Annotated in this window: 16 protein-coding genes; 2 read left to right on the top strand and 14 right to left on the bottom strand. The window is 68.7% G+C overall.

Features of this window, described 5'->3' with window-relative positions:
- Window positions 1-275 precede the first annotated feature (275 nt).
- Window positions 276-1,157: a hypothetical protein gene (locus ACQ86M_RS18980; RefSeq protein ID WP_431246592.1), complete on the top strand. Its 882-nt coding sequence runs from the start codon at window positions 276-278 to the stop codon at window positions 1,155-1,157.
- Window positions 1,158-1,164: 7 nt separating this feature from the next.
- Here the strand turns inward: ACQ86M_RS18980 and ACQ86M_RS18975 are convergent, their stop codons facing one another.
- The 14 genes from ACQ86M_RS18975 to ACQ86M_RS18910 all read right to left on the bottom strand — a co-directional run bounded on the left by ACQ86M_RS18975 (window position 1,165) and on the right by ACQ86M_RS18910 (window position 17,098).
- Window positions 1,165-2,001: an alpha/beta hydrolase gene (locus ACQ86M_RS18975; RefSeq protein WP_431246591.1), complete on the bottom strand. Its 837-nt coding sequence runs from the start codon at window positions 1,999-2,001 to the stop codon at window positions 1,165-1,167.
- 120 nt (window positions 2,002-2,121) lie between these two features.
- Window positions 2,122-3,045, bottom strand: a complete 924-nt coding sequence (locus ACQ86M_RS18970) for a Ppx/GppA phosphatase family protein (RefSeq protein WP_431220028.1) — start codon at window positions 3,043-3,045, stop codon at window positions 2,122-2,124.
- Between the two features lie 20 nt (window positions 3,046-3,065).
- On the bottom strand, window positions 3,066-4,163 hold the full coding sequence (locus tag ACQ86M_RS18965) for a glycoside hydrolase family 172 protein (protein WP_431246590.1): 1,098 nt from the start codon (window positions 4,161-4,163) through the stop codon (window positions 3,066-3,068).
- Between the two features lie 22 nt (window positions 4,164-4,185).
- The gene (locus tag ACQ86M_RS18960; RefSeq protein WP_431246589.1) at window positions 4,186-5,094 is read right to left on the bottom strand and encodes a carbohydrate ABC transporter permease; all 909 of its coding nucleotides are present in this window, start codon (window positions 5,092-5,094) and stop codon (window positions 4,186-4,188) included.
- The gene (locus ACQ86M_RS18955) at window positions 5,091-6,020 is read right to left on the bottom strand and encodes a carbohydrate ABC transporter permease (RefSeq protein WP_431246588.1); all 930 of its coding nucleotides are present in this window, start codon (window positions 6,018-6,020) and stop codon (window positions 5,091-5,093) included. The genes ACQ86M_RS18960 and ACQ86M_RS18955 overlap by 4 nt, the downstream gene beginning before the upstream one ends.
- 68 nt (window positions 6,021-6,088) lie before the next feature.
- The gene (locus tag ACQ86M_RS18950) at window positions 6,089-7,423 is read right to left on the bottom strand and encodes an ABC transporter substrate-binding protein (protein WP_431246587.1); all 1,335 of its coding nucleotides are present in this window, start codon (window positions 7,421-7,423) and stop codon (window positions 6,089-6,091) included.
- Between the two features lie 117 nt (window positions 7,424-7,540).
- Window positions 7,541-8,575 carry a LacI family DNA-binding transcriptional regulator gene (locus tag ACQ86M_RS18945; protein ID WP_431246586.1) on the bottom strand — a complete coding sequence of 345 codons (1,035 nt, stop codon included), beginning with the start codon at window positions 8,573-8,575 and terminating at the stop codon, window positions 7,541-7,543.
- A gap of 100 nt (window positions 8,576-8,675) precedes the next feature.
- Window positions 8,676-9,737 carry a LacI family DNA-binding transcriptional regulator gene (locus ACQ86M_RS18940; protein WP_431246585.1) on the bottom strand — a complete coding sequence of 354 codons (1,062 nt, stop codon included), beginning with the start codon at window positions 9,735-9,737 and terminating at the stop codon, window positions 8,676-8,678.
- Between the two features lie 19 nt (window positions 9,738-9,756).
- Complete coding sequence (locus tag ACQ86M_RS18935) at window positions 9,757-11,304, bottom strand: sugar ABC transporter ATP-binding protein (RefSeq protein WP_431246584.1); 1,548 nt, start codon at window positions 11,302-11,304, stop codon at window positions 9,757-9,759.
- A gap of 55 nt (window positions 11,305-11,359) precedes the next feature.
- Complete coding sequence (locus ACQ86M_RS18930; RefSeq protein WP_431220020.1) at window positions 11,360-12,391, bottom strand: ABC transporter permease subunit; 1,032 nt, start codon at window positions 12,389-12,391, stop codon at window positions 11,360-11,362.
- The gene (locus ACQ86M_RS18925) at window positions 12,388-13,434 is read right to left on the bottom strand and encodes an ABC transporter permease (RefSeq protein WP_431246583.1); all 1,047 of its coding nucleotides are present in this window, start codon (window positions 13,432-13,434) and stop codon (window positions 12,388-12,390) included. Before ACQ86M_RS18925 ends, ACQ86M_RS18930 begins: the two co-directional genes overlap by 4 nt.
- Complete coding sequence (locus ACQ86M_RS18920; protein ID WP_431246582.1) at window positions 13,431-14,960, bottom strand: sugar ABC transporter ATP-binding protein; 1,530 nt, start codon at window positions 14,958-14,960, stop codon at window positions 13,431-13,433. The genes ACQ86M_RS18925 and ACQ86M_RS18920 overlap by 4 nt, the downstream gene beginning before the upstream one ends.
- A gap of 68 nt (window positions 14,961-15,028) precedes the next feature.
- Window positions 15,029-16,006 carry an ABC transporter substrate-binding protein gene (locus ACQ86M_RS18915; protein ID WP_431246581.1) on the bottom strand — a complete coding sequence of 326 codons (978 nt, stop codon included), beginning with the start codon at window positions 16,004-16,006 and terminating at the stop codon, window positions 15,029-15,031.
- Window positions 16,007-16,165: 159 nt separating this feature from the next.
- Window positions 16,166-17,098 carry a LysR family transcriptional regulator gene (locus ACQ86M_RS18910; RefSeq protein ID WP_431246580.1) on the bottom strand — a complete coding sequence of 311 codons (933 nt, stop codon included), beginning with the start codon at window positions 17,096-17,098 and terminating at the stop codon, window positions 16,166-16,168.
- A 112-nt stretch (window positions 17,099-17,210) separates the two neighbouring features.
- Here ACQ86M_RS18910 and ACQ86M_RS18905 point away from each other — a divergent pair, with 112 nt between their 5' ends.
- Window positions 17,211-18,755, top strand: a complete 1,545-nt coding sequence (locus tag ACQ86M_RS18905; protein ID WP_431246579.1) for an aminotransferase class I/II-fold pyridoxal phosphate-dependent enzyme — start codon at window positions 17,211-17,213, stop codon at window positions 18,753-18,755.
- Window positions 18,756-18,775 lie beyond the last annotated feature (20 nt).

The raw sequence follows: 18,775 nt of genomic DNA, 5'->3' as shown, positions 1-18,775 counted from the left end.
GTTCCGCGAATTTCACGACGACGCAACCGGTAACTCCGCGGAGGTCGAGGACGACGACGGATGGGTCTGGTAGGCCGCAAGGAAACAACCTCCACGTGAAACAGGACCAGCGGACCCAGTATCTACACGACTGCTGCCAAGCTCCAGCCCAGCGAGGCCGTCGGCGGATTGAAGCCCACCCGATGAACCACACACCCGGCGCGGTGAATCGAATCGCGAGAATATGCAGTGCCACGGTGATCGCCGTGGCAACCGTGTCGTTGATAGGAGGATGCATGTCCGTACCCGCCCTGAGCGGCCCCGCCCCGCAATCCCCAGGCACCCCACAGAAGACCATCACCCAACTGCTCACCCAATGGGCAGACCTCACCAACGCCGCCATCGCCGCCACCGGTCACACCGAAGGCTGGAAAGACGACACACCACTGGACAAAAGCAAACCGTGGGACCCCGCCGCCGAAAACGTGAGCCTGGCACCGTGCGGAACGGTCGGGTCGAAAACGGCTCACCAGGTGCAGGCTGTCGTCTACCATGCCGCGTTCGAGCCCGACCCGCACCCGATCGCGGACAAACTCACCGCCTACTGGGAAAGCCAAGGCTTCACCGTCACCAGAACCGTCGACTGGACTTCGCCGTCGGGCCGTAGGGACATCTCCATCCGCGCCACGCGTCCCGACGGCGTCTACTACGGACTCGGCGTCAGCAAAGACCTCGTCGCCATCGACGTGTACACCGAATGCTCCGCCCACCCCTCCATCCAGGCCTGGGCGCGCGAGGGGTCGTTGCGCGACCTGAACGCGCCGACACCGACGCCCACCCCGTCGGCAAACCTCGGAGAGGGCGCAGCCGACGCACCGACCCACGCTGCCCCTGCGGCGACCAGCGACCCGGCCGACCTGTTCCGCGAGTTCCATGACGACGCAGACGAAGAGAGCTCTCTCCCGACAACCGAGCGGACCGCGAACGACGACGGCTGGATGTGGTGGCCATGGACCCCCTCCGACGTGCACGCGACGTCCAGTGCTGCAGGCCCCGGCACTAGCACAGGCCGGCGCCTGGCGGTTCACGACCGAACCGGGCGGCACCCACGTCGTCACCCGGCGGCAATCCGAAGACCAGATGCGCGACCCAGAACAGTGGCTCCTGCGCTGACGTAGAACGCCTTTACGCTACGGCTTCTCCGGAGTGCCGCCCCTGCTCCTCGGCCGCGAACCCTTTCTCCGCGAGCCACTGGAGCACGTCGGTCGCGACGTCCTTCCACCCGGAGTCCAGGGTGAGCGAGTGGCCCTTGCCCGGGTACTCGTGGTACTCCGTCACCGACTCCGTGTTGTCCGCATAGAGCTTGGAGACGGCGACCGTGACCGACTTCGGGACGGTGTGGTCTTCGGTCCCGGATGTCAGCAGCAGTGGCCCGCGCACGGCGGTATGCGTGTCCACGGCGGCGGGAGAGTTGCGCACGAAGTTCGCCGTCGCGTCTTCGAAGAGCGGCCGGCCGGGGCCCGGGATGGTCCAGGCCGCGTGCAGCGCATCCGACTCCTCCTCGCTGATCGCGTTGCCGAAGGCGTAGCGGAACTGCTTGGCGGTGAGAGCGACGGTCCGCTTCTTGTTGGCCGGGTTGCCCAGGACGGGGAAGCCGGACTTCAGTTGCGCGAACGGCAGCACCTTGACGCCCTTGATCGGCGCGGGATCGATGGCCACCGCCGCAGCCGCGAAACCGTTGGCCAGCAGCTCCTGCGCGATCAGGCCGCCGAACGAGTGGCCGACGATGATCGGCTTCTCGTCGTACTGCTCGATGAGGTCGGCGTAGTGGTGGCAGATCTCGGAGATCCCCTGATTGTCGAGCCCCTCCGGATGCTCACGAGTCGCCTCGACCGTCTCGAGGTCGCCGGGCCAGCCTGGTGCCTCCGTCGTGTACCCGCTCGCCTCGAACAACTCCTGCCATGGCCTCCAGGCGCTCGCGTGAATCCATAGCCCGTGGACGAAGACAACCCTGCGTGTCATTTCCTGCTCCTTGTCGGATGCCGTGGATCGGGGGCCCCGGCGTGATCGCCGGATGGGGGAGCCCTGCGTCCATGACGCCGAGGGTAGGGCCCGCCGTCGCCGTTGGCCAGGCCCGCGCGGTCAGTCGAGGTGATCGAGGTAGCGGAGGATGATGCCCTCGCGCAGGGCCCACGGGCACACCTCGAGCTCGTCGACGTCGAAAGCGCGCATCGTCTCGCGCAGGACGACCCCGCCCGCGACGATCTGGAACGTCCGGTCGGGCGTGATTCCGGGCAGCGCCGTCCGAGACTCCGCGGGCATGCGGCCGAGCCTCGGCACCCAGTCGGCGAGCGCCGAGCGGGTCAGCTGCACCCGGTCGTCGCCTCCTGGGCGTGCGGAGGTCGAGCCGGCGAGGCGGGCCAACGATCGAATCGTCTTGGAGGTGCCGATGACGTGGTCGCCGGGGCCGCGTTCGACCTCCGGGACCACCGCGCTCAGCAGCGCCCGCGCGTGATCGCGGAGGTCGTCCAGCTGCGCATCCAGCGGCGGGTCGTCATGGAGGTAGCCGATCGTGGTGCGCCCGGCGCCGAGCGGCACCGAGACGGCCGTGTCCGGGTACTCGTCCATCCCGGACGCGATCTCCAGCGAGCCGCCGCCGATATCGATCAGCAGGATGCGGCCGGAGGACCAGCCCAGCCAGCGGCGGACCGCGAGGAAGGTCAGCCGCGCTTCGTCCGCCCCGGACAGCACCTGCAGGTCGACACCGGTGCGCTCCCGGACGGCGGCCAGCACCTCGGGCCCGTTGCTGGCCTCCCGCAATGCGGACGTCGCGAAGGGCAGCAGTTCGTCGATGCTCTCGTCCTCGGCCACCCGCATGGCGGACTCCACCGCGGCCAGGAGCGCATCGCGTCCCTCGTCGCTGATCGCGCCGTCCGGTCCGACATAGCGCATGAGGCGGAGCACCGACTTGTGCGTAGCGGCCGGAAGCGGCCGTGCACCGGGATGCGCGTCGACGACGAGCAGGTGGACGGTGTTGGATCCGACGTCGAGAACTCCCAGGCGCACGATCGGAGACTAGTGCACTTCTAACGCGGTACGCGCGCAGCTCTGTCAGGAAGCTCGGGGAACGCTCCGTGCGGCTCGGCCTGATACCAGTACGCCACCGAGAACACGTCGTCGGTCCGCTCGAAGAGTCCCTGGTCCCACACCCCGATCTGCTGCACAGTCGCGCGGAACTCGCGCTGGAACCAGACGGGGTCGGGCAGGTGCCAGCGGTAGACGGCGTGCATGGGCGCCGTCGACTGGATGAACGTCCCGGCGCCCGTCTCGTCACGGGTGCTGAAGAACGGGTAGCCGCAGTACGGTGCGCTGAATGTGATCGGCACCGGTTCCGGATCCTTCCGCAGGTCGTCCTGGAACGCCCATGCGCCGCCCGCGTAGTCCTCCAGCCCGGTGCTGCACAGTGTCGGCAGGTCGGTGTCCCCGTCCACGAAGTATTTGACCTCTCCCTCGCCCCACCAGTACCGCGAGAGGGCCGCAACCCCGATGTACGCGCCGAGGAAGCGGCCACGGCCGGTCACGCCGTCCAGGATGACGTGGTCCTCGCCGAGCGCGGTCGTGCCATTGGAGCGCCGCCACTGCGCGTGGAAGTACGGCGTCGCCTCCGGCACCTCGTCGCCCACGGTGTAGTCGACCTGGAAGAAGACGTGATCGATGGATGCGGGGTGCTCGCTGTCGAGCACGATTCGCGCGCGGCGGCGGAACGGCATGGGGATGTACGCGTTCATCCCTCCGGTCGGCGCGACGACGATCGGTTCGGAGGTGACCAGCGCCCGCGCCGCGAACCCGTTGCAGAAGAAGTCGCCGAGCGGCACCTCGACGGAGGGCTGCTCCTCGTCGTCCCAGTACATCCTGAGGACCACGTCGCGCAGCACGAACGGGCCACCCTCCGTGCGGTCGGGCACGGTGATCCAGATGTGCCGGATCACCCCGGGGCCCGTGATGTCGGCGAGGGTCAGGCTTCCGCCCGCGGTGAGCGGCAGGTACGCGCTCCCCTTGCGGCCCGGACCGAGGTGCGAGCTCGCCGAGGCCGCCCTCCCGGGGTCGCCGGTCGGATTCTCGGCGTTGATCGAGCGGGAGCTCACGCCGTCGGTGGCGAACAGGTCGGACAGAGTGGGAAGCACGGTTCTCCTCGGTTTCTGGTGGTTACTTGACCGAGCCGACGGTCACGCCGCGGCTCAGGGTGCGCTGGAAGATGATGAAGAAGACGAGCGTCGGCAACAGCGAGAGCAGCGAGCCGGCGTTCAGTGAGGTGATGTCGATGGAGTTCTGGCCCTGCAGCGTGGCCAGTGCGATCGGCACGGTCTGGACGGACTGGTCCGAGAGCAGGATCAGCGGGATGTAGAACTCGTTCCACGTCCAGACAAAGAAGAACACCATCAGCACGGAGAGAGTCGGACGCATCACCGGGTACACGACGGACCAGAGGATGCGCCACCGGCCGGCCCCGTCCAGCGCTGCCGCCTCGAGAAGCGACGGCGGCAGCGTCGACATCACGCTCGACAGCAGATAGGTGCCGAATGCCGCCTGGAGAACGGTGAAGACGACGATGACGCTCCACACGGTGTTGAAGGTCCCGGTCGCCTGCGCTCCGTAGAACAGCGGGTAGATCAGCGCTTCCTGCGGGAGCATGGTGGCGAGCAGGAAGACCGCCAGCAGCACGGTGCTCCCACGAACCCGGCCGACCCCGATCGCGTACGCGCTTAGCAGCGAGACCAGTGTGCCGAACAGAGCGACCAGTGTCGCGATGACGACCGAGTTCCACAGTGCGCGGAGGAAGTCGACGCGGTCCAGGTAGTCCTGGAAGGACTGCAGGCTCCAGCTCGTCGGCAATGCGAGCGGCCCGTGAGCGGAGTAGTCGCCGCCGGTCTTGAAGGCGTTGAGCACGAGCAGAGCGAGCGGGGCCAGCATGATGAGGGCGACGAGCACGGCCGCGGCGAGGACCACCCATCGCAACGGTCGGGCGGGCCTCTTCCGGGCCGTCCGCGCGCGATCGCCGCTCCCCCGGTTCTCCGGCCGGGTACGCTCGGGCAGCTGCGTGGTCGTGGCGGTCATCCGGCGACCTCCTCTCGGACACCTCGTCGCTGGAGCCAGAGCATGATGCCGGCGACGAGGAAGATGACGATGGACATCGCGGTCGCGATGGCCGAGCCGTAGCCGACCTTGGAGAGCTCGAAGAAGTTCCGGTACGAGTAGTAGGACGGCACGACGGTCGAGCCCTCGGGGCCGCCCCCGGTGAGGATGAGGATCGGCGCGAACACTTTCAGCGCGCCGACGGTCGCCGTGATGACCACGACGAACACCTCGGGGCGGATCTGCGGAACGGTGATGGCGCGGAATCGCCGCCACCACCCCGCCCCATCGAGGGAGGCCGCTTCGTAGAGTTCGGGATCGACCCGCTGAAGAGCAGCCATGAAGATCACGACCGGGTAGCCGAGCTGCAGCCAGATGAGCATCAGCATCACCGCATAGATGGCGATGTCCGGATCGCCCAGCCAGTCCGGCGGGCTGGTGAGACCGATCGTCTCGAGCACGCTGTTCAGCAGCCCGCTCTGAGTGGCCAGAACCCAGCTCCAGATGAACCCGGCGACCGCGATCGGCAGGATCTGCGGCAGGTAGTACGTCGCCCGGAGGAATGCAGCTGCCCTGCCGCCGAACTCGCGCCCGATGTAGTCGAACAGCATCGCCGCGAGCAGCAGCCCCAGCAGGGTCGGGATGACCACGATGCCGACGATCATGAAGATCGTGTTCTTGAATGCCAGCCAGAACTGGGCGTCGTTCAGCAGGTCGACGTAGTTCTGCAGCCCGTTCCAGCGCATCGGGGCGATGCCGCCCTTCCACCGGAACAGGCTGATGAACACGTTCACCGCGAAGGGGAGCAGCACGATCAGGATCGTGCCCGCGATCATCGGGATGAGGTACAGCCAGTAGCCCGCGTTGTGCGGCCGGGCGCGCCGGCCGGTCAGTGCCGCTGTCGTCATAGTCGTGGTCTCTCAGATCGGAACGGACGGAACATGGGGGCCGCCCGAGGACGGCCCCCATTGGCCCGTCAGCCTTGATCGGTCGCTTTCTTGCCGTCGTCGTAGAACTTCTGCAGCTTGGCGATGTACTCGTCGGCCGTCTCGTTCTTGTTGGACATCGCGGCCATGTTGGTCTGGATGAAGTCCAGAAGCCCGGGCACCGGGTAGTCCGGGTAGAAGGTGAGGGTGTCGGCCTTGACGATCTCGTCGAACCGCTCGGTGTACGCGCGGGTGACCGGGTCCGTGATCTTCGACGAGTCACCGGCCAGCGGCAGACCGCCGAGCTCGCCGATCTTGTTCTGCACCTCGGGGCTCAGGGTCGTGTCGATCCAGTCGTAGGCGAGATCCTTGTTCTTCGCCTTCGCGGGGACGCCCCACAGGTGGCCGGAGGAACCCATCGACATGTTGGCTCCGGGGAGGGTGAAGTACCCCCACGCGAAGTCCTTCTGATCCTTCACGCGCGAGAACACGCCGTTGTTCCAGATCAGCATCCCGGTCTTGCCGCTGAGGAAGTTGACGTTCGCCTGCTCGTAGGTGAGGCCGGCGAGGTCTGTCCCCAGGTACCCCTTGTCGATCCAGTCCTGGAACTGCTCGGTTCCCTTCTTCCAGGGGTCGGCGGAGAAGTCGACCTTGCCCTTGAGGAACATGAAGTCGTCGATCTGCGTGCGGTCGGCGTAGGCCGAGACCAGGGAGTACCAGACCCACATCTGGTTGAATCCCTGGTTGGTGGAGGCGGACGAGGAGACCGGGGTGATTCCCGCAGCCTGCAGCTTCTGCATGGTGGCGACGAACTCGTCCATCGACTTCGGCTCGGCTGTGATGCCCGCCTTCGCGAACAGGTCCTTGTTGTAGTAGAAGGTGACGTACTCTCCGATGTTCGGGATGCCGTACCAGTCACCCGAGCCGGCCTTGCCCTGCTCGTCGTACTTGGCGAACGACTGCATGCCGCCGGTGACCTTCTTGTCCCAGCCGTGCTTCTTCACCTCGTCCGTGAGCGGGGTGAGCAGGCCTTGGCTGGCGAGCTGGCCGCCGTCGGCGTTGCCCTTGTTGAACTCAACGACATCCGGGACCTTGTTGCCGCCGAGGGTGAGCTTCGCGTTCTTGCGGACCGCGTCGAAGCTGGTCGTCTGGAAGTCGACCTTCACGTCCGGGTGCTTCTTCTTGAACAGCTCGAGGGCGAGCTGCCAGCCCTGACCCTGAGCGGTCTTCGGGTCTTCGTACTGCAGGATCGTGAATGTCTTGCCGGCGTCTCCTCCGCCTCCGCCGCTGCAGGCGACGAGGCCTGCGGCGGCGACAGCCATGGCCGCGGCCGCCGCGGCGAGACGGGCGACCCTGCGGGCGCCCGGCTTTCGGGGTGATGTCATTGCGTTGCTCCTTTGCATCGGGTGGTGCGGTGATGGGGGCAGGGCGGCATGAGGGCAGGCTCACGCCACCGGTGCCTCCGGTGGGTGGTTCGTGGTGGTGGGCTGCTGAGGTCTCCGTCAGATCGTGCCGGGCGGCCCGATCGACTGGCGTATGACGGGTGCGCAGGGCATGAGGTAGCCGGCGGGATCGGCGCCGTCGAGCGAACCGTCGAGTCGGCCGACGAGCCGCCGGACCGCCCACTCCCCCATGTCGCGGTGCGGGAGCTGGACGGTGGTCAGCCCGGGATCGAGCGCCTCGGCGACGAATTCCTGGTTGTCGAACCCGGCGAGCGAGACGTCCTGCGGGACGTCCAGCCCCAGACGCCGGGCGACGGTGTAGAAGCCCATGGCGGTCTGGTCGCTGAAACAGAACACGGCCGTCGGCCGGTCTCGCCGGTCGAGCAGCCGCCGCGCAGGTTCGAGCGCGAAGCGGGTCGCCGCATCCTCGGCGACGACGGTGAGCGACGGGTCATAGGAGAGACCGCTCTCCTCCAGGGCCCTGCGGTATCCGCGCTCGCGGAGGCGCGAGGCGATGGGGTACGCGGCGACATCGCAGAAGCCGATCCTGGTGTGGCCGGCGTCCAGGAGCATCCGGGTCGAGGAGTAGGCGCCCAGCTCCTCGTCCGGTACCACGTAGTCCACCGTCGGGTGCGAGTCGTCGGCCGGACGCCCATCCAGGATGACGACCGGCATCGTCGGCGGGACGAGCGGGACCTCGACGACCTTGTGGAAGTTGGTGGCGACGATGAGGCCTTCGATGTTGCGCTGCAGCAACGACTGCACGGCGGGCGTCTGCACCTCGTCATTGCCGTAGGTGTCGATGAGCATCAGCATGAAGCCGCTCTCCCAGGCCGCCTGCTGAGCGCCGGCCAGCATGTGCGCGGAGAACGGGACGGTGGCGACCTGGTCCGACACCACTCCGATCGTGCGGCTCTGCTTGGTCTTGAGCGATCGGGCGAGTTGATTCGGCACGTAACCGAGCTCGTCGGCGACATCCCGGATCCGCTTCGCCACGCCTGCGTTGACACGCCCCTCGCCCCGTCCGCTGAGCACGAGGCTGACGCTGGACACGGAGACGCCGACATGCGAGGCGATGTCCTTCATCGTCAACATCGGGGCCCCTTCGTTCGTCAATCGTTTGACTTCAAACGATTGACGCCACGCTAGGAGCGTCAAACCTGTTGACGCAAATGGACGTTGCCGAAGCGTTGTATCAGCCGGCCTCGACCGCGATCGCCGCCGCATTCGCCGCCTGCGCCCCGCGCTCCGCGGTCGACCCGCGCACCTGCAGGGCCGTCGGGAGCGGGCCGGCCGACCGCACATCCTCGCCGCCGTCGACGACCTCGAGCACGAGGGAGAGCGCAGACTGTCCGAGCGCGCTGAAGTCCTGCCGGACCGTGGTCAGCCCCGGGTGTACGTACTGCGCCTCGGGGATGTCGTCGAAGCCGACGACGCTGACGTCGCCCGGTACGCGGTAGCCGCGCTCGGTGAGGGCGCTGATGAAGCCGATCGCCATCTGGTCGTTGGCGACGAAGGCCGCGGTGAAGGGCTCCGCCACCGGGAACGTGCGGCCGAACTGGTAGCCGCTCGAGGCCGTCCAGTCGCCCACGCCGTGCGGCCGGGCGACCAGGCCGTCCTCGGCGAGCTCTGCACGCCATCCCTCGATCCGCGCCTGGGCGTCCGGCGAGTGCATGGGGCCCGCCAGGTGCAGGATGTCGCGGTGGCCGAGCTCGATCAGGTGCCGGACGGCCTGCCGCGCTCCGCCCACCTGGTCGATGCTCGCCGAGAGCGAGTGCGCCGGGGCGCCCGCGTCGATCGACACGATCGGGATGCCGATCTCCGACTCGTAGATCGCATCCAGCACGTAGCGGTTGTCGCAGATGAGCACCACGCCCTCGACGTTCTGCCGCACCAGGGTCTCGACGGCGTTCCGGACGGCGCCGCCCTCGCCCGTCGCCATCTCGATCGTCAGGACGACGTACTGGGCGTCGCGCGCCGCCTCGCTGAACGCGAGGGCCGTCTGCGACGGGCCGTACTCGCCCGCCGACGCCTGGACCAGTCCGATCGTCCGGGAGCGCTTGGTGACGAGCGCCCGGGCGGCCGGCGACGGCGTGTAGTGCAGCTGGCGGATCGCGTCCTCGACGCGCTTGCGCGTGGCGGGACGGACGTTCGGGAGGTCGTTGAGCACCCGGGAGACGGTCTGGTGGGAGACGCCAGCAAGCCGGGCGACATCGAAGATGTTCGCCTTCCTCGGGTTCTCGGGATTCTTCGCCACGTGTCCGTCCGTCAGCCTGCTACTCATTATCGCTGCCGCCCGCCGGGCTCCCGGCCCCGGCGTAGGCGATCAGGGCGAGGACGTTGTCGATCGTGAGGCCGTCGTTGACGATGTCGGCCACCAGCTCGTGGTCGCGGAGCACGACGATGCGCTGGCCGAGGCGGAGCACCTCCTCCAGTTCTGCGGAGATGTAGAGCACGGCCATCCCGTTCGCGGCGAGCTCGAGCACCAGGCGCTGCAGCTCGACCTTCGCGCCGATGTCGATGCCGCGCGTCGGCTCGTCCAGGATCAGGAGCTTGGGCGCCATGGCGAGCCACCGAGCGAGCAGCACCTTCTGCTGGTTGCCGCCCGAGAGGGTGCCGGCGGGCGCCTCGGGGTCGGCCGGGCGGATGCGCAGCATCTCGATGTAGCTGAGCGCGAGTTCGGTCTGCCGCTTCTTCGACAGCGGGCGGAACCATCCCCGGTCCGCCTGCACAGCCAGCACGATGTTCTCGCGGATCGTCAGCTCGGGCAGGATGCCCTCGGTCACCCGGTTCTCGGACGAGTAGATCACCCCGGCGCGGATCGCCGTGCGGGGCGACGTGAACCGCCGGCGACGTTGCTCGACGACCATGGTCCCGCCGTCCGGCTGATCCACGCCGGAGAGCACGCGGGCCAGCTCGGTGCGCCCGGAGCCGAGCAGCCCGGCGACGCCGACGATCTCGCCTTCGTGCACCTCCAGGTCGAAGGGCCGGATCGCCCGGCCACGCTGCAGCCCGTCGGCCGTAAGCAGCGGCGCGCCCATTCCATCCGTCCCGTCCTCCCCGGTTCCGGGGCGGGATGCGGTCAACTCGTCGATGTCGCGCCCGACGATCTTCTTCACCAGCTCGATCCGCAGCAGCTGGTCGGGCAGGTACTCGCCGACCAGCCGGCCGTCGCGGAGCACCGTGAGGCGGTCGGAGATCTCGTACACCTGCTCCAGGAAGTGCGACACGAAGAGCACCGCTACGCCCTGCTCCTTCATCGTGCGGATGACGCGGAAGAGGTCCGTCACCTCGTCGGTGTCGAGGCTGGAGGTGGGCTCGTCCAGGACGACGACCCGGGCGTCCGCGGCCACCGTGCGAGCGATCGACACCAGCTGCTGCACCGCGAACGAGTGCGACGCCAGCGGGGTGCGCGGGTCGATGTCCACGTTGAGGGAGTCCAGGGCGGCCTGGGCCATCCGGTGGGTGGCCGCCCAGTCGATCGATCCGAGGCGGCGTGGCTCCCGGCCGAGCATGACGTTCTCGCCGACGGTCAGCTCGGGGATGAGCGTGACCTCCTGGTAGACCGCGCTGATGCCCGCCTGCTGCGCTGCCACGGGGTCGCCGAACCGCACGCTCTCCCCGAAGAGGCGCATCTCGCCGCGGTCGAACCGGGTCGCGCCCGTCATCGCCTTGATCAGCGTCGACTTGCCGGCCCCGTTCTCACCCAGGAGGGAGTGCACCTCGCCCGGGAACATCCGGAAATCGACGCCGTCGAGGGCCGTGACGCCCGGATAGACGACGGAGATCCCCCGCATCTCGAGCGCAGGCGGCTGCTGCGTCATCGCACCTCACACCATCGTCTCGCCGGGCACTTCCAGTGCACTCTAGCGGCTCGCGTCACCTCGCCCGTCGCCGCGAGACGATGAAGCGCTGCAGCACCACGAAGATGAGGAGGAGCGAGCCGATCACGATCTTCGTCCACCACGAGTCGACGCCGATGTACGTGATGCTGATCTCGATCAGGCCGTAGACCATCACGCCGAGCAGCGAGCCGATCACGTAGCCGCTGCCGCCGGTGAGGATGGTCCCGCCGATGACCACCGCGGCGATGGCATCGAGCTCCATGCCGAGCCCGGAGAGGCTGTACCCCGAGCCCGTGTACGAGGCGAAGATCCACCCGGCGACCCCCGCGCACGTCCCGCTGATCACGTAGACCGCGAGCCGGACGCGCCGGACCGGCAAGCCCATCAGCCGCGCGGACTGCTCGTTGCCGCCGATCGCGTACACCGTGCGGCCGAAGCGCGTGTAGTGCAGCACCCAGAAGGCGATCGCGACGATGACGAGGGCGAGGATGACGGTCGGCGTGAAGTACCAGCCGCCGCCGAGCTTGATGCGCGTCGACTGCAGCCACAGCACCGCCGGGTCGGTGATCGGCAGCGACTGCAGGCTGACGACGTAGGCCAGGCCGCGGGCGAGGAACATCGCGGCGAGCGACGCTATGAACGGCTGGATGTCGAACACCTGCACCATGACTCCAATGACGAGGCCGATGACCGAGCCGCTCAGCACCATGACCGGGATCACGACGTACGCCGGCCAGCCGGTGTGCAGCAGCTGCGCGCCCAGGATGCCGCTGAAGGCGACGACCGCGCCGACCGACAGGTCGATGCCTCCCGTGATGATGACGAAGGTCATGCCGACGGCGAGGACGATCAGGTACGCGTTGTCGAGGAGCAGCGACGAGATCAGCCGCGGGGTGATGAAGTTGCCGAACAGCACCTCCCCGGCGATGAACATGACGATGAGGATGCCGGCCGTGGCGAGCACGGGCAGCCAGGCCACCAGGCGGACCCGCCAGCGGTGGCGGGCGTCGTAGGTGCGCGCCGCGGGGCGGCCGGTGCTGCGCGGGGTCTCGATGCTGGTCGTCATTGGGCCACCGGGACTCTCTCCGCTCCGACGCGGGCGACGGCGCGGGCTTTGCGGCGGGCGGCGAGGTACTCGCGCACGCGACGGGACTGGATGAGGCAGACGGCGATCACGACGATCGCCTTGAACAGCGGCGTCACCGCGGGCGGGACGCCCAGGAAGGTGATCGTGGAGGTCAGCGTCTGGATGATGTACACGCCGACCACCGTGCCGGAGAGGAGGAACTTGCCCCCGGCCAGCGACGTGCCGCCGATGACGACCGCGAGGATCGCATCCACCTCCATGTTGAGGCCGGCGTTGTTGGCGTCCGCGGCCATGATGTTGGAGCTGTAGAGGATGCCCGCGATGCCGGCCAGGAACCCGCTCACGCCGTACACCGCCCAGATGATGCCACGACTGCGGACGCCGGCGAGGCGGCTGGCCTGCGGGTTGATGCCGACCGACTCGAGCAGCACGCCGAGTGCGGTGCGGCGGACGGTCACGCTGACGAGGACGATCGCCGCGGCGGCGACGTAGAACGCGAACGGCAGGCCGAAGACGTACCCGGACGCGAAGAAGGCGTACGGCGCGCTCGTGATCGTCGTGATCTGACCCTGGGTGATCAGCATCGCGATGCCACGGCCGGCGAGCATGAGCACGAGCGTCGCGATGATCGGCTGGATGCCGAGCCCCGCGACGAGGAAGCCGTTCCAGAGCCCGCAGAGCAGGCTGATGCCGACGGCGGCGAGCACCGCGACCGCGACGACGCCCGCCGAGTTCGGGTCGGACGCTCCGGCGATGATGCTCAGCGCGACCGCGCCGGAGATGGCGATGATGGCCCCGACCGAGAGGTCGATGCCCCGGGTGGCGATCACCAGCGTCATCCCGAGCGCGACGAGCATGAGCGGCGCGCTGTTGCGGAGGATGTCGATCAGCGACCCGTACAGCTGGCCGTCGTTGACGGTGACGCTGAGGAAGCTCGGACGGGAGATCGTGTTGATCGCGATGAGCACGACGAGGGCGGCGACCGGCCAGAACAGCCGGTGGTGGACGATGCGGGCGATCATGCGGGAGCCGGTCCGCTCGCGATGAGGGTGACGATGTCGTCCACGTCGATGCCTTCCTGATTCTCGATCTCGGCGATCGTTTCCCGGTCGCGGAGCACGTAGATGCGCTGCGACAGGCGGGCGACCTCTTCGAGCTCCGACGAGATGAATAGCACGGCCATGCCGTCGGCCGCGAGCTTGGTGACGAGTTTCTGGATGTCGGCCTTCGCTCCCACGTCGATGCCGCGGGTCGGCTCGTCCAGGATCAGCACCTCCGGCTGGGTCGCCAGCCACCGGGCGAGCAGCACCTTCTGCTGGTTGCCGCCGGAGAGGTTGCGGATCAGCGCGTTGGGATTCGCAGGCCGGATGTCGAGCGCTTCGATGTACTCGCCGACCAGGGCGTCCTGCTGCGGGCGCGGGAGGGGCTTCGCCCAGCCGCGCTTGGCCTGCACGCCGAGCACGATGTTCTCGCGCACGGTGAGGTCGCCGATGATCCCCTCGCTCCGCCGGTCCTCCGACGAGAACGCCAGCCGGTGGTCGACCGCCGCGCGCGGGGTGGTGATGTGCACCGAGCGGCCGTTCACCCAGCTGGAGCCGCTGTCGGGCCGGTCGGCGCCGTACAGGATCCGGGCGAGCTCGGTGCGACCGGATCCGAGGAGCCCGGCGAGGCCGACGACCTCACCCTCGTAGAGCTCGAGGTCGAACGGCTTGATCTGGCCGCGCTTGCCGAGGCCGAGCACTTTGAGGACGGGCGTGCCCGAGCGCTCGACGGTCGCGTCGGCGGTGCGGTGCTCCAGCATCTCGAGTTCTGTGAGCTGGCGGCCCAGCATCTTCCCGATGAGCTGGTCGCGCGGCAGGTCGCCGACCGGGTACTCGCCGACGAGTCGTCCGTTGCGGAGCACCGTGAGGCGGTCGGAGATCTCGTACACCTGGTCGAGGAAGTGGGAGACGAAGAGGATGGCGACCCCGCGGTCCCGCAACTGCCGTATGACCGCGAACAGCCGCTCGACCTCCGACGCGTCCAGGCTGGAGGTCGGTTCGTCGAGGATCAGCACGGAGCTGTCGATGACGGTGGCGCGGCAGATCGCGATCAGCTGCTGCACCGCGATCGACTGCGACGACAACGGCGAGCGCGGGTCGACGTCGAGGTTCAGTGCGGCGAGGTGCTCCTCGGCCCGACGGTGCGTGGCCTTCCAGTCGATGCCGAGCGCACCGCGCACCTCGTTGCCGAGCATGACGTTCTCGCCGACGGTGAGGTTGGTGCAGAGGTTGACCTCCTGGTACACCGTCGCGATACCGGCGGCCTGTGCATCCGCGGTCCCGCCGAACCGGACGGGCCGTCCGGAGACGGCGATGGTTCCCGCGTCGGGCGTGTAGACCCCGGTCAGCGCCTTGATCAGCGTGGACTTGCCCGCGCCGTTCTCCCCCATCAGCGAGTGCACCTCGCCGGGGAAGAGCCGGAAGTCGACGTCCTCCAGAGCTTTCACACCGGGGAACTCGATCCCGATGCCGCGCATCTCGACGACGGCGGTCTGCTCGTCAGTCATTTCGACCCTCCTGGTCGTGGAGACGGGACGGGGTGGCCGCGACAGCGCCGCGGCCACCCCTGCCCGGATCAGTAGGGACGGGTCGGGAGCGCCTTCTTGGCCGCTTCCTGGTCGAACGCCTCATCCTTGGCCAGGTAGAGCTTGTCCACCTTCTTGCCGGCGACCGCCGCCTTCACGACCTCGGACACCTTGTCGCCGAGGAGCGGGTTGCACTCGACCACGTAGTTGAACTGCCCGTCGGCGAGGGCGGTGAGGCCGTCCTTCGTCCCGTCGATCGTGACGATTTGGATGTCCTTGCCCGGAGTCAGGCCCGCCGCCTTGATCGCGTCGAGGGCGCCGAGGCCCATGTCGTCGTTCTGGGCGAACAGCACGTTGATGCTCTTGCCGTACTTCTGCAGGAAGCCCTCCATGACCGTCTTGCCCTCGGAGCGGGTGAAGTTGCCCGTCTGCGAGTCGAGGACCTTCACGTCGCTCCCCTTGAGCGCCTTGTTGAAGCCGGTGGTGCGGTCGTTCGCCGCGGCCGATCCGGTGGTCCCCTCGAGCACCACCAGGTTGGCCGCCTTGCCCTTGAAGTTGTCGGCCACCCACTTTCCGGCGGTCTCGCCCTCCTTCTCGAAGTCGTCGCCGACGCGCGAGGTGTAGAGGCTCGGGTCGGAGTCGACGGACCGGTCTTCGAGGATGACCGGGATGTCGGCGTCCTTGGCCTCCTTCAGCACGTCGTCCCAGCCGGTCTCGACCACCGGGGCGAAGACGATCGCGTCGACGCCCTGCGTGATGAAGCTGCGGATCGCGGAGATCTGGTTCTCCTGCTTCTGCTGAGCGTCGGAGAAGGTCAGCTTGTAGCCGTTGCTGGAGCTGAACGCCTCCTTCATCGACTTCGTGTTCGCGGTGCGCCATCCGCTCTCCGCCCCGACCTGCGAGAAGCCGACCTTGAGCACCTTGTCGCCGGAGCCGGCCGAGCCGCCCGCGGCTCCGCTCGAGCAAGCCGACAGGGCGAGAGCCGCGCCCGCCGCAACGGCGAGAGCTGTGATCAGACGTCGTTTCATGGTTCCCAAACCTCCTTGTTCAGGGAGGCATCGCTGCCTCTTCTGTGTGAATGCGACCGACCCTCGGTGAGGTCGATGTGATGATGTTAGCCTTCACAATTTCGCTGCGCAACTGTCATTTTCTCGCGTGATTACAGGCGAGAGGCCGGGTGTTCCGCCTCACATGGAGGCTCGCAGAGCGGCGAACCCATCGCGCACTGCGGCGACGAGCTGCCGCACGGCGGCCGAGGGCCGGCGCCGCGCATCCTCGGGGGACGACGTCGCCACCAGGATCGAGCGCACGAACGACGGGTCGTCGATAGGCCGCAGGACGATGCCGGGGTGCTCGGCGGTCGTCGCCAGACGCGGGATCACCCCGACCACCATCCGTGCGGCGGTCATGCCGAGGAGGACCTGGAAGTCGTCGGACCGGATGGCGACGTCGAGGGTGTGCCCCTCCGCCGCGAACGCATCCGCGACCACCCGGTCGATCGCGTCGTCGGCGGAGGTGGCGAAGAGCCAGCGCTCGTCACGGAGCGAGAGCAGGCCGGCGCGATCGATCGCCGGGCGCGACGCGAGCGGGTGGCCGGCGGGCAGTGCCAGCATCAGCGGATCGCGATGCACCTCCAGAGCCGTGACAGCCGGGCTGAACGGCAGCTCGTAGCCGGGCACCGTGTAGACGAGCGCGGCGTCCAGCGCGCCGCGGTTGATGCGGTCGACGAGCGCGGGGACCTCCTCCACCGTGGCGTCGATCTGGATCCCGAGATCGCCGACGGAGGCCGCGACGAACGGCAGGATGCTCGCCGCCGCGGTCGCGAAGGTCCCGAACCGCAGCAGCACGCGCCCGAGCGCGCCGAACTCGCGCGCGTCCCCGATGGCCCGCTCACTGAGGGTCAGGATCTGCTGCGCGCGCTCGAGGAGGAGCATGCCGACCGGAGTCAGTGTGCTGCCCCGCGGCGAGCGCGCGAGCACAGGCGAGCCGACCAGCCGTTCGAGGTTCTTGAGGTGGTAGTCGACCGTCGGCTGCCCCCAGCCCAGCCGGCGGGCGGCCGCCGTGACCGAACCTTCGGCATGGACCGCCCGGAGCGCCTCGAACTGACGCAGATCCGCCATCGGATTTCCTGTCTTGTACACGCGTGATCGGGAATCGAGCCACATACAGTCTATGTGGGCAGGGCGGACTTCGGGGGTTCTCGTCGTCGCGCGGCGCCCTCACCATGGAGGAATGGCCTCCACACCCTCCTCCGCGGTCGATCGCGTGCGCACACCGCCCGCCGCGGACCTCCGCCAGTGGGAAACGCCGTACGCGGACGCGCTGGAGCGCCACGCCGCCCGCGCGCCCCTGGCGCTGATGGTCCCCGGCCACGGCGGCGACGGGCTCGGCCTCAGCGCCCGGCTCGCGGACTTCCTCGGCCCGCGTCCGCTGCAACTCGACATCCCGATGCTGGTGGACGACGTCGACCTGGGCGACGGCTCGCCGCTGAGCCGGTCCCTCGAGCTCGCGGCGGACGCGTGGGGCGCCCGTCGCACCTGGTTCCTGACGGGTGGTGCCTCGCAGGCCAACCGGATCGCCGCGCTCGCGGTGCGCGGGCTGGGCGAGAACATCCTCACGCAACGCAGCGCGCACTCCAGCTTCAGCGACGGAGTGCTCTCCGCCGGCCTGGCCCCCTCGTTCGTCATGCCGTCCTTGGACCCTGTGCACGGGGTCGCGCACGGCGTCTCGCCTGCCTCCCTCGACGAGGCGCTGACGGCTGCGGCGCGTGCCGGGCATCCGGCCGACGCGGTGTACCTCGTCTCGCCCAGCTATTTCGGTGCCGTCGCCGATGTGGCGGGACTGTCCCGGGTCGCCCACGCGCACGGCGCTCCGCTGATCGTCGACGGCGCCTGGGGACCGCATTTCGGCTTCCACCCCGGCCTTCCCGAGTCGCCCGCACGGCTCGGCGCGGATCTGGTCGTCTCGAGCACGCACAAGCTGGGCGGCTCGCTCACGCAGTCGGCCATGCTGCACCTCGGCGACGGCCCGTTCGCCGACGCGCTGGAGCCGCTCGTCGAGCGGGCCGTCTCGATCACGGCCTCGACCTCCACGTCGGCACTGCTGCTGGCCTCGCTCGACATCGCGCGGCACTCCCTCGCCACCGGCGCCGAGCTCATCGGCCGGTCGATCGCGGCCGCCGACGCGTTCCGCGCAGCGCTGCGCGCCGACCCGTGTTTCGGCGTGCTCAGCGACGGCTTCGGTGCGTTCGACGACATCACGGCCGTCGACCCGTTGCGCGTCCCGATCGACGTGTCGGGCACCGGCGTCAGCGGCCACTGGCTGCGGCAGCGCCTCATCGACGCCGACGGGATCTTCTTCGAGATGTCGACCGCGACCACCCTCGTCGCCCTCATCGGTGCGGGCAAGGCACCGGAGCTCGCCCGGGCGCACGGGGCGCTGGTCGCGGCAGTGGACTCGGCGGAGGCCGCTGCCGAACGATCGGGCGCCGGCGCCCATGCGTTCCCCGCGCTTCCGGAGCCCGGACCCCTGCGCATGCCGCCCCGCGACGCGTTCTTCGCCGGCACCGAGCTCGTGCCCGCGGCGGACGCGATCGGGCGCATCTCCGCCGACACCCTCGCCGCCTATCCACCCGGCATCCCGAATCTCATCCCGGGCGAGGAGGTCACGGCGCAGACCGTGGCCTTCCTCCAGGCGGTCGCCGCCTCACCATCCGGTCATGTGCGCGGCGCCGCCGACCCCGCGGTCGATCACATCCGGGTGACCCGGCTTCACTGACATAACCCCCACCAATCAAA

The organism is Leifsonia xyli subsp. cynodontis (genome assembly GCF_050632205.1).
Lineage (GTDB): Bacteria > Actinomycetota > Actinomycetes > Actinomycetales > Microbacteriaceae > Leifsonia > Leifsonia xyli_D.
This window is presented reverse-complemented; position numbering and strand designations above follow the sequence as displayed.